The 12,302-nt window shown below is 41.2% G+C and carries 9 protein-coding genes; 1 reads left to right on the top strand and 8 read right to left on the bottom strand.

Features of this window, described 5'->3' with window-relative positions; all coding sequences use genetic code 11:
* The first annotated feature begins 178 nt into the window (after positions 1-178).
* Positions 179-3,157 carry a beta strand repeat-containing protein gene (locus tag ABF638_RS08405; protein WP_435021899.1) on the top strand — a complete coding sequence of 993 codons (2,979 nt, stop codon included), beginning with the start codon at positions 179-181 and terminating at the stop codon, positions 3,155-3,157.
* A gap of 164 nt (positions 3,158-3,321) precedes the next feature.
* Here the strand turns inward: ABF638_RS08405 and hypB are convergent, their stop codons facing one another.
* The 8 genes from hypB to ABF638_RS08445 all read right to left on the bottom strand — a co-directional run bounded on the left by hypB (position 3,322) and on the right by ABF638_RS08445 (position 12,244).
* The gene (gene hypB / locus ABF638_RS08410) at positions 3,322-4,143 is read right to left on the bottom strand and encodes a hydrogenase nickel incorporation protein HypB (protein ID WP_435021901.1); all 822 of its coding nucleotides are present in this window, start codon (positions 4,141-4,143) and stop codon (positions 3,322-3,324) included.
* The gene (locus ABF638_RS08415; RefSeq protein ID WP_435021903.1) at positions 4,134-4,475 is read right to left on the bottom strand and encodes a hydrogenase maturation nickel metallochaperone HypA; all 342 of its coding nucleotides are present in this window, start codon (positions 4,473-4,475) and stop codon (positions 4,134-4,136) included. The genes hypB and ABF638_RS08415 overlap by 10 nt, the downstream gene beginning before the upstream one ends.
* Before the next feature lie 20 nt (positions 4,476-4,495).
* Positions 4,496-5,599 (bottom strand): hydrogenase expression/formation protein HypE, encoded by a 1,104-nt coding sequence (gene hypE / locus ABF638_RS08420; protein WP_435021905.1) that lies wholly within the window; start codon positions 5,597-5,599, stop codon positions 4,496-4,498.
* A gap of 58 nt (positions 5,600-5,657) precedes the next feature.
* The gene (gene hypD / locus ABF638_RS08425; RefSeq protein WP_435021907.1) at positions 5,658-6,836 is read right to left on the bottom strand and encodes a hydrogenase formation protein HypD; all 1,179 of its coding nucleotides are present in this window, start codon (positions 6,834-6,836) and stop codon (positions 5,658-5,660) included.
* Positions 6,837-6,957: 121 nt separating this feature from the next.
* Positions 6,958-7,218, bottom strand: coding sequence for a HypC/HybG/HupF family hydrogenase formation chaperone (locus ABF638_RS08430; RefSeq protein ID WP_335025714.1), 261 nt, complete (start codon positions 7,216-7,218; stop codon positions 6,958-6,960).
* 76 nt (positions 7,219-7,294) lie between these two features.
* Complete coding sequence (gene hypF / locus ABF638_RS08435) at positions 7,295-9,700, bottom strand: carbamoyltransferase HypF (protein ID WP_435021909.1); 2,406 nt, start codon at positions 9,698-9,700, stop codon at positions 7,295-7,297.
* 27 nt (positions 9,701-9,727) lie between these two features.
* On the bottom strand, positions 9,728-10,942 hold the full coding sequence (locus ABF638_RS08440; RefSeq protein WP_435021911.1) for a hypothetical protein: 1,215 nt from the start codon (positions 10,940-10,942) through the stop codon (positions 9,728-9,730).
* A 456-nt stretch (positions 10,943-11,398) separates the two neighbouring features.
* On the bottom strand, positions 11,399-12,244 hold the full coding sequence (locus ABF638_RS08445) for a NifU family protein (RefSeq protein WP_435021913.1): 846 nt from the start codon (positions 12,242-12,244) through the stop codon (positions 11,399-11,401).
* Positions 12,245-12,302: the final 58 nt, after the last annotated feature.

Below are 12,302 nucleotides of genomic sequence, written 5' to 3' on the forward strand. Positions count from 1 at the left end.
TTATCTCCTTAATTTTCCATAACTTATCCTCATCGACGCGATCGAACTACAAACCTAAAGTAAAGGAGTCCTGAAAAACGAAAGGGTAAAGCACCCAAAAACAGGACATTTTCCAACTTAAAACGAGGCTTATCGCCTCATCGAAAACATTATTTTCAAGAATTAAGGAGAAACTCAAATGGGAACATACACTGGTGATAATTCTAACAACACTTTCATAGCTGACGATGACGGACAACCTTGGTTGCTCTCTGGAAAAGGAGGCGATGACTACCTAGCTGGTAAATCTCAGAACGACAGAATTTATGGTGATGAAGGTAATGACAACCTACTTGGTGGATCTGGTAACGACATCCTAGATGGTGGAACTGGCAACGATAACTTGTATGGTGGAACCGGCTTCGATAGCCTATATGGTGGAGATGGCAATGACGTAATAAGTGATACAGATGGTATCGTTGATGGTGGTGCTGGCACTGATACTCTAGTAGCCGATTACAGCCAATTGAGCAATGGGGCTGGAATTGATGTGGCATACCAAGGTCAAAATGCCATCTTCAGCCGCTTTACCGGGAATCCTGTACTCAACTACAGCAATATTGAGCGATTTGAAATTACAGGCACAAAATACGCAGATGTACTGCGTGGTGCTGCTGGTAATGACATCTTCAATGGTGGCGCTGGTGACGACGCGCTGACTGGCGGTGCTGGCTATGATACCCTCAACGGTGGCGACGGCAATGACAGAATCACTGACACAGATGGTATTGTTGATGGTGGTGCTGGCACTGATACTCTCGTTGCAGACTACAGCCAGTTGAACAATGGGGCTGGAATTGATGTGGCATACCTGGGTCAAAATGCCATCTTCAGCCGCTTTACCGGGAATCCTGTACTCAACTACAGCAATATTGAGCGATTTGAAATTACAGGCACACAATACACCGATATACTGCGTGGTACTGCTGGCAATGACATCCTCAATGGTGGCGCTGGTGATGACGTGCTGATTGGTGGTGCTGGCAATGATACCCTCAACGGTGGCGATGGCAATGACAGAATCACTGACACAGATGGTATTGTTAATGGTGGCGCTGGCACTGATACTTTAGTTGCAGACTACAGCCAGTTAAACAATGGTGCTGGTGTCGATGCCGGACTTAATGGGCAGAATGGCATCTTCAGTCGTCTAAATAATAGTAGTTTACTCAATTTCAGTAATATTGAGCGATTTGAACTTACTGGTTCACAATACGCCGATGTACTGCGTGGTGCTGCTGGCAATGACATTCTCAATGGTGGCGCTGGCGATGACGCGCTGACTGGCGGTGCCGGCTATGACACCCTCAACGGTGGCGATGGCAATGACAGAATCACTGATACAGATGGTATTGTTAATGGTGGTACTGGCACTGATACCCTAGTTGCAGACTACAGCCAGTTCAACAATGGGGCTGGTGTTGAAGTGGCATACCTGAATCAAAATGCCATCTTTAGCCGCTTTACTGGGAATCCCGTACTCAACTACAGCAATATTGAGCGATTTGAAATTACAGGCACACAATACACCGATGTATTGCGTGGTAATGCTGGCAATGATATCCTCAATGGCGGCGCTGGTGATGACGTGCTGATTGGCAGTGCTGGCTATGATACCCTCAACGGTGGCGATGGCAATGACAGAATCACTGACACAGATGGTATTGTTAATGGTGGCGCTGGCACTGATACTCTCGTTGCAGACTACAGCCAGTTGAACAATGGTGCTGGTGTCGATGCCGGACTTAATGGACAGAATGGCATCTTCAGTCGTCTAAATAATAGTAGTTTACTCAATTTCAGTAATATTGAGCGATTTGAACTCACTGGTTCACAATACGCCGATGTACTGCGTGGTGCTGCTGGCAATGACATTCTCAATGGTGGCGCTGGCGATGACGTGCTGATTGGCAGTGCTGGCTATGATACCCTCAACGGTGGCGATGGCAATGACAGAATCACTGACACAGATGGTATTGTTAATGGTGGCGCTGGCACTGATACTCTCGTTGCAGACTACAGCCAGTTGAACAATGGTGCTGGTGTCGAAGTTGCATACCTGAATCAAAATGCCATCTTCAGCCGCTTTACTGGAAATCCCGTACTCAACTACAGCAATATTGAGCGATTTGAAATTACAGGCACACAATACACCGATGTACTGCGTGGTAATGCTGGCAATGACATCCTCAATGGCGGCGCTGGTGATGACGTGCTGATTGGTGCTGCTGGCTATGATACCCTCAACGGTGGCGATGGCAATGACAGAATCACCGAAACAGATGGGATTGTTAATGGTGGTGCTGGCACTGATACTCTCGTTGCAGACTACAGCCAGTTGAACAATGGTACTCCTGTTGATGTGGGATACCTGGGTCAAAATGCGATCTTCAGCCGCTTCAGTGGCAATTCTGTACTCAGCTACAGCAATATTGAGCGATTTGAAATTACTGGTTCACAATACGCCGATGTACTGCGTGGTGCTGCTGGTAATGACATCTTCAATGGTGGCGCTGGCGATGACGCGTTGATTGGCGGTGCTGGCTATGATACCCTCAACGGTGGCGATGGCAATGACAGAATCACTGATACAGATGGTATTGTTAATGGTGGCGCTGGCACTGATACTCTAGTTGCAGACTACAGCCAGTTTAACAACGGTGCTGGTGTTGATGTAGCATACCAAGGTCAAAATGCCATCTTCAGCCGCTTTACTGGGAATCCCGTACTCAACTACAGCAATATTGAGCGATTTGAAATTACAGGCACACAATATGCCGATGTACTGCGTGGTACAACTGGCAATGACATCCTCAATGGCGGCGCTGGCAATGACATCCTTGTTGGCGGAGTTGGCAATGATATTCTCACTGGTGGTATTGGCGCAGACCAGTTTGTTTTCAATTCTAAGCTTGAAGGACTTGACGTTATCAAGGACTTCAGTCGAGTGGAAGGTGACAAGATTCAGATTTCTAAAATTGGATTTGGTATTACTGACTTCAGTGCTTTCAGCTACAATGACGCGACTGGTGCGTTGTTATTCCAAGGAACTCAATTTGCGACTCTTGAGAATAAGCCTAGTAATTTCGCGGTTAGTTTGGACATCCAGCTTATCTAGAATTTTGGAGAAATTAGTCTGACAAGTTCATAATTTAAAGCCGACAAACTTACACCCGGAACTGAAAATAATTTCCGGGTGTAATTTTTTCATTGTCAAGTCACTCATAACTGTAGGGTAAGTATGGTGCGATCGTTATTAGTTAAACATGATAATCAAGTTAATTAATCTACTACTTTTTCAGTTACCCATTTATACCAATTATCTAACCCTACACCAGTAGTTGCAGAAACCTGAAAAATCTGAATTTGGGGATTCACCTGCACAGCATATTCTATGCATCTTTGCACATCAAAATTTACATAAGGCAACAAATCAATTTTCGTGAGAATCATTACATCACTAGCACGAAATATATGCGGGTATTTTATCGGCTTATCTTCTCCTTCTGTGACGGAGAGAATCACAACTTTTGCCTGTTCTCCTAAATCAAATAAGGCTGGACAAACCAAATTTCCGACATTTTCAATCATCACAACTGAATTTAGTGGCGGATTCAGTTGTTGTAAACCTCTGTCTATCATGGATGCATCTAAATGACAGCCTGTTCCAGTATTGATTTGGATGACTTTAGAACCTGTTTCTTTAATTTTTTTGGCATCATTAGCAGTTTCTTGGTCGCCTTCAATGACACTAATAGATAATTGATGCTTTAAATCATTGATAGTGCGAGTTAAAAGAGTTGTTTTCCCAGCACCGGGAGAACTCATTAAATTTAAAGCGAGAATATTTCGACCTTTAAACCATCCCCGATTTTGGGCAGCTAGCAGGTTATTTTTTGCTAATATATCTTGTTCTAAAGATATCGTTGTGTTATGTATTTTGGCGTGAATTTGAGGCGCTTCTATATGAGTATCGTGATTGTGAGAATGAGTGATGACAGTTCCATCTGGTAAAGTGTGAGTATGATTATGTTCCGCTTTATCCGTTTCTAAATTTGTAATTTTTATTTCGCCATCATCAGAACAGCCGCAAGTTACACACATAATTCCTCTATTTCTATTTCTTTAATTTTAAGTTCTTCACCAGTAATCAAATCTAATTGCACGCTTCCACAGCTACAGATACCAAACGGTTTATCTAAATAAATTTCTGCACCGCATTGGCGACATCGCCCTAAGCCGGAAATTTCCAAAATTTCTAATGTTGCCCCTTCTAAAACTGTGCCTTGGGTACAAATATCAAAACAAAATCGGATAGCATCGGGCATAATGGCTGAAAGTTTGCCGATTTCTAATAAAACTCGTTGAACTTTTGCGCCTTTGGCATTTTCAGTCACAATTGCCACAATATTTTGGGTAATTCCAAATTCGTGCATACTATAAAATCTATTAAAGATTAACAAATTCGTGGCAATTGGTCGCCTACTAACATATCAACAATTCTTTCAGCACCAAAAACTGTTTTTAACAATACGATACCTGGGGGTGAAGAAAGAACTTCGCCAATAATACAAGCATCTTTCCCTGCTGGGTGAGATTTCATAGCTGATAAAACGTTGTTAGCATTCTCTTTTGGAACCACTACAACTAACTTACCTTCATTAGCTAAATATAATGGGTCTAAACCGAGAATTTCGCAAACTCCATTTACTTCTTCACGCACTGGAATAGATTCTTCAAAAAGACGAATTCCCACATCGGAACTGAGGGCAAATTCATTTAATACTGTAGCTAAACCACCGCGTGTAGCATCTCGCATAGCATGAACTTGTGGACATACATGGAGAATAGTTTCTACTAAACTATGCAACGGCTGACAATCACTTTCAATATTAGTTTCTAAGGCTAATTCGCCACGGGCAATTAAAATTGCTGTCCCATGATTGCCTATTTCACCGTTAATTATTACGGCATCTCCAGGTTTAATATTGTGGGCGGAAATGTTAACTCCTCGCGGAATGATACCAATACCAGCAGTATTAATAAAGAGTTTATCGGCTACACCACGATGTACAACTTTTGTGTCACCAGTGACAATTTGAATACCAGCTTTTTCTGCGGCTGCTTTCATACTGGTTGCGACACGGCGTAAGATTTCTACAGGTAATCCTTCTTCTAAAATTACACTGCAAGTTAGGTATAAAGGTTTAGCACCACTGACAGCTAAATCATTAACTGTACCGTTTACGGCTAATTCTCCTATATCACTACCGGGGAAAAATAACGGGTCTACAACATAAGAATCTGTTGTAAATGCGAGTCTGTCTCCATGTTGGAGGAGAGGGATTAGGTTGAAGCTGGCTTGGTCTTCTAATTGTGAAAGAATTGGATTATCAAAGTTGCTGATAAAGATATCATCTATTAAATCGCGCATGGCTTTACCACCGCTACCATGTGCGAGAGTTATATGAGTATCTTGCACTTTTCCTTGGCGACGGCGGACTTGTTCTATTTTTTGGAATAGGGGATTTTGGATTGGGTTTGTGGGGGAAATATTCATATTAAATTTTTTTTAACGCAAAGGGACGCAGAGGGAAGCGCAGAGGTACGCAGAGTATTTAGTCTGAGGAGAAGCCGCAGGCGGGGAGAGGTTCTTGAGTTATTTTTGCTTTTTGGGTGATTGTTCTTTTGGCGATGGTGGAGAGTCGCCCGTATTTGTAATAGGCTGCACAAGCGCCTTCGGAAGATACCATACAAGTACCGATTGGTGTTTCTGGTGTGCAAGCTGTACCGAATACTTTGCACTCCCAAGGCTTTAAGACTCCTTTGAGGATTTCTCCACATTTACAGGCTTTATGGTCGGCGACTTTGAGATTAGGAATGGTAAATTTAAGTTCGGCATCAAATTGGGCATATTCAGGTTTAATTTTTAATCCTGAATAAGGAATGTCACCTAATCCGCGCCAATCAAAACTATCTCGCACCGCGAAAACTTTGTTTATGGCTTGTAGGGCTACTGTATTTCCAGATTTTTGGACAATTCGGTTATATTGATTTTCAACTTCACAACGATTTTCTGTTAGCTGTTGCAATAGCATCCAAATTGATTGCAGAATATCTAAGGGTTCAAATCCTGAGACGACAATTGGCTTATTATATTGTTGGGAAATAAATTGGTATGGGTCACTGCCGATTACCATACTGACATGACCAGGCCCAACAAATCCATCTAGTTGCAAGTCGGGATTATCTAATAGTGCTTTGAGGGCGGGAATCACGAGGACGTGATTGGAAAACATACTAAAGTTAGGAATTTTTTCGGCTGCTGCTTGCAGAATGGTGAAGGCGGTACTGGGGGCTGTGGTTTCAAAGCCTAATGCGAAGAAAACTACTTCTTTGTCGGGGTTATCTCTGGCAATTTGCAGGCTGTCTAAGGGAGAGTACACCATACGGATGTCTGCGCCTTGTGCCCTGGCTTGCAGTAAACTCGTTTTGGAACCGGGAACTCGCATCGCATCGCCAAAGGTGGCAAAAATGACGTTATGATTTTGGGAGATTGCGATCGCATCATCTAATCTCCCTTTTGGCATAACGCATACTGGACAACCAGGCCCATGAATTAGTTCAATGGTTTGGGGTAAAATTTCTTCGATACCATATTTAAATATAGAGTGGGTATGTCCGCCACATACTTCCATGATTTTGATGGGTTTTTCTAGCTGGTGGCTTAATTTGGTGATTTCGCGGAGTATGGCTTCAGCTTTTTCAGGTTCGCGGAATTCGTCAACATATTTCATAAGGATTGGGGAATAGTTAATTTCGCTTTATGTGGTAGGGAATTTTTTAACGAACCGCAAAGGACGCAAAGAGCGCGAAGGAAGGAAGAGAGGAAGAAAGAAAGATGTTTGAAACTATTATTTAAGTACTAATCCCTGCTTGTGCTGCTGCTAATTCTTCAAAGAGTTGTAATGTTTCTGCTGCTTCTTGTTCGTTAATTCGATTCATAGCAAAGCCAACATGAACCAACACCCAATCGCCAATACAAGCTTCGGGGGGATGTTGTTCATCTACGATACAAGCAATATTTACTTCGCGCTTCACACCACCAATGTTAACTAGTGCTAATTTATGGTTAACGTTGGTAATTTCTATAATTTGTCCGGGGATTCCTAAACACATTTTTTTATTTTGAAGATAAACTAACCGCAGAGGCGCGGAGAACACAGAGAGAATTATTTGTGAGTTTTTTCAAAAATCAAGACTCATGTATTAATTGGGCGGCTGTAATAACTGCTTGTCCTAAAGATAATCCGCCGTCATTAGCTGGAACTAAGCTATGAGTTAGTACTTTTATCCCCAATGTTTGTAAATGTTTGGTAACTTGCTGTAACAATATACAATTTTGAAATACTCCTCCTGTTAAAGCTACCTGATTAATCAGATTTTCTTCACAAAGATGCTTAACCATTTCCACAATCGCATTAGCTAAACCTTTGTGAAATTTGGCAGCTATAACTGCTTGGGGAATCTGCTGTTGCAAGTCATAAAGTAAGGCTTGCCACATTGGGCGTGAGTCTATACAGTAAATACTATCTGAAAAGCCAAAACTAAAAGGATATATTAGCGTTTCTTTATCATTATTTAAGCTGCTAACATCTACTATAGCTTCCATTGCGATCGCAGCTTGTCCTTCATAGCTACATTCATCTCTATAAATACCGATAGCCGCCGCCACTGCATCGAACAATCGCCCCACTGAGGAAGCTGGAGGAGAGTTAATTCCTTTCTCTATCAGTTGATTGAGTAGTTTGAGTGGTTTTTTTTTCAAAAATTGAACTATTTCTAAATCAGTATATTTTTGTTCGCAATCATCCCAAAGGTTAGCCGCTACTAATTGGGCGTAGGTATTACGCCAAGGCTGATAAATTGCTTGTTCACCACCAACCATTGCTACTGGTTTAAATGTTGCTAGGCGCTGAAATTTTCGATAATCTGCTAAAAGAAATTCTCCGCCCCAGAGTGTACCATCATCACCATAACCTAAACCATCTAAAGCAATGCCTAATACTGGCGGTGAATCTAAAGGAATCCCATTTTCTGCCATACAAGCAGCAATATGGGCGTGATGATGTTGGATTTGATGAATTTTGATTTTATTTGTTTCTGCAAGTTCTTTACCAAATTTGCTTGAGAGATATTCAGGATGTTTATCAATAGCGATTACTTCTGGTTTCTGCTCAAATAAATTTAAGTATAAATACAAAGTCTCTTGATAAGCATTGAAAGCCGCAGCATTTTCTAAATCTCCCAGATGTTGAGAGACAATTGCTTCTCCTTCCCGCAATAAGCAAAAGGTATTTTTCAACTCACTACCCATTGCTAAAATTTGCGGTACATTGTTAAATCCTGGTGGTAAACTAATTGCTGCTGGCGCATATCCTCTGGCACGGCGAATTGTTTGAACTTTATCACCGACAAGACGCACAACCGAATCATCTACCCGATTAATAATCTCTCGATTGTGAAAGAGAAAATAGTCAGCAATTGTCCCTAATTTTTCTCTTGCTTCATCATTATCAATACATTGTGGTTCATCGGCAAGATTGCCACTTGTTAAAATAATTGGGCGATTCATCCGCCGCAAAATTAAATGATGTAAGGGCGTATAAGGTAGCATGAAGCCAAGGGTATTTTGTCCTGCTGCTACCGATGGCGCAATATGAAGAGAGTTATGAGTTAAAAGTGAGGAGTTAGGAGTAAATAAACTCTCCTTATATCCGTCTCTCTCTTTTACCTGTAGTAAAACAATTGGTGCGGCAGAACTTCTCAATAATTCTTTTTCTTTAGCGTTGACAATACAATATTTTTCAATTATCTCAATATCTCGCGCCATTAAGGCAAAGGGTTTATGATAGCGCTTTTTACGCTGACGCAGTTTTTGTACAACGGTTTCCTGTGTTGCATCGCAAGCTAGATGAATACCACCTAACCCCTTAATTGCTACAATCTCTCCCTTTTGCAACAAGGTACAAACAGCATCGACATCATCCAACATGGAAAACATAGAAGCAGTAACCGATTTACCATCAGCGCGTTCTAACCAAGCTGTAGGGCCGCAAGCATAACAAGCTACAGGTTGGGCGTGAAAACGGCGGTTTTCGACATCGTGGTATTCCTTTGCACATTCGGGACACATAGCAAACGCAGACATACTGGTATTGCATCTGTCATAAGGAATGGCACGAATAATACTCAGGCGTGGGCCGCAATGAGTGCAGTTAGTAAATTGGTAGCGATAAAAGCGGCTAAAAGGGTCGAATATTTCTTGTTGACACTGTGGACAAGTCGCTGCATCAGGAACAACTTCTGTTTTAATTGCACTATTAACACTACTAGAAATCACAAAATTATTAAAGTTAAATTTACCTTCGTAAGGAGTTCTAATTAGCTGATTAATTTTTGCTAATGGTGGACACTCTGTTTGCAATCTGGCAACAAATTCTGTTAATGCTTCCTCACTACCAGATACCCGAATTAATACACCTTCACCATCATTACAAACATCTCCACACAAACCGCAGGCTTTAGCCAGACGATATACAGTAGGGCGAAATCCTACTCCCTGAACAGTACCGCGAACTCTAATTTCTTCATTCGCCATATAATTCTGACTTTCAAAAATTACGAATTACGAATTATTAATCTGCCACAGCAATATTCGATTATTTCCAGAATCAGCTATTACCGCCGTATTACCACAAATTTTTATCCCGTAACACCAATTTAAGCTATCTCGTTTCGGCAGCCCAAAATTCCGATTTTCACCTTTACTTTGAAAATTCATTTGTCCTGCCAACCCATCTGCCACTACACCTTGCAGTGATAAAATTGATTCTGGCTTTCTCCATCCTAACAACCGAGAATTAGCCGTATCTGCAACTACTAACCAATCTTCAGTTACCCCTACACCATAAGGCATACTCAAACTACTAGCACTTGGCAAATAAACTCCTTGATTCATTTCCACAAAATCAAAGCTTTTTTGTCCTAAAACCACTGCACAGGGGGCATTATTTTCTGTTGGTATTCCCTGCCAAATCATCACTCGGTGATTACCTGCATCGCTGATAACCAGATTCTCTCCCCAAAGGGTAATATCGTGACACCAACGCATACTCGCTGCGGTTGCAGAAGCACCGCCGTTTTCATTGCGAGATATCATATCTGGTTGTCCCAAAACTAAATCAGCAGGTTGACCATTTTCTGTTGGTAACTGATGCCAAATTAATACCCTTCGATTTCCTGTATCGGCAATAAATAGCTGTCCTTGATGATAAAAAACACCATAGGGCCAGTGCATTGTACTGGCAGATGCTTGTTGACTACCTCGATTTGGTTCATTATCAGTAAAATTAACTTGCCCTAACACCAAATCTGCTGGAACATTATTATCTTCTGGTAAGTTTTTCCAAATCAAAACCCGATGATTCCAAGCATCTGCTACAGCTAATCCTTCGCCACAAGCACAAATCCCAGTCGGTACACTTAAGGTTGCGCTTCCCGGTGTACCTTTAGCATTTTGTCCTTCATGATAAAAGTCAGGTTGTCCAATTACCCAATCAGCCGGTTGACTATCTCTTGTGGGTAAATTTCGCCATCCCAATAATCGATGATGTCCTGTATCTGATACCCACAAAGGGCCAGTTTCGGATAACAAACAAGCACCACGAGGCCCAAACATTTCTATAGAACTTGGTGCTACAGGTATAACTAATTGCTGCGGTTCAATAATGTTGCCTAAAATTACCTCTGCACCTTGAGATGATAGAGGTAAATCTTGATAAGTTTCTGTTGTTTCTGACGGTAATTTTGATATGGGATTAATTATGATTGGGATATCCATAAACCGCAGATAGACACTGTTAATTATTTAAAAACATTAATGTTTATTAGCATGTAACAACAGTAACAAATTTGCATTATGTTTTGATCAACAAATAAAATGCGTTCCCTGGCATAAAGCAACTTCCGCTCAGAATTCAGAATGAAAAATCAATATGTCTATTTGCTTGCGGAAAACACCGAAATGAGAAGGCAAGCTGCGGTTTACTTGCTAAATATACCGAAATGAGAAAGCAATATGTCTATTCAATACGGTTCGATTAAGGCAAGAGACGCGATAAACCGCCGTCTTTGCAATCTAGGGCGTGTCATCAAAAAACCTTATCCGAACCGGATTGTATGTCTATTTGCTTACACAAAACACTAAAATAAATGAGCAAATTCCTGAAATGATAAAGCAAAGTAACAGCAAATTCTAATCGCCATATATATTTGCTGAGATGCTACCTTCGTATGATCATTTTTGCAGTTTCACAAAAACCTTATTCTCCTTAAACTTTATCGGATATGACTGAAGCGAAATATCTGGTGCAGTTAAGCATTCACCTGTCTCTAATCTGTACTGAAATCCGTGGGAAGGACAGGTTATAATACCGTTTTCAATTTTACCCTCTTCTAAAGAGTATCCTAAATGAGCGCAAGCATTACGGTAACATTTTACTCTAGCACCTTGACGATGTAAAATGAGCGAAGTCCCAGCAATTTGTACCGCCAATATACCAAATTCAGGAACTTGCTCAATAGTTGCTACTTTTACCCAACTAGAAGTTATCTGTGGAGAAAATGGACTAGTTAAACCAGAATTTGTGGTGTTAATAGTAAGTTTATTATTAACTGCAACCACTTTGGTAATTTCAGGACAATGGTTTTTGATTGCCTGTTCTACTCCTTGAGATAAAGTCAAAGTAGAAGCCGGACAACTGCTACAAGTTCCTATGAGCATAATTTCCACTGTATCTGGTGGCTTAATTGCCACTAGTTCAATATCGCCATTATGGCTTTTTAAACCTGGGCGAACTTCTTCAAGGGCTGTTTGAATGCGCTGTGCTAATGGTGGTTTTGGTGGTTTTACTAGTTCATGATAAAGCAACACTGCGTATACTACTTCATCAGTAACAGCATGGCGTAAACCTGAAATTGATTCTTGTTTTAGGCTTTTAATCAAACTAGTCAATGCTGCTTTATGCAAGGCTTCAATTGCTCTTTTTAGACCCACCGCTACACAGCGTTGGCTTTCATCCCACTCAGATATAATTGCCTCAAAGCGGTTAATTTCCTGAACTAATTCTTCAAGGTTTGTCATTGGTCATTTGTCATTGGGCATAGGGCATAGGGCATGGGGCATTGGTTATTTATCAATG

The sequence above is a fragment of the Nostoc sp. CALU 1950 genome (genome assembly GCF_051172895.1).
GTDB lineage: Bacteria > Cyanobacteriota > Cyanobacteriia > Cyanobacteriales > Nostocaceae > Nostoc > Nostoc edaphicum_A.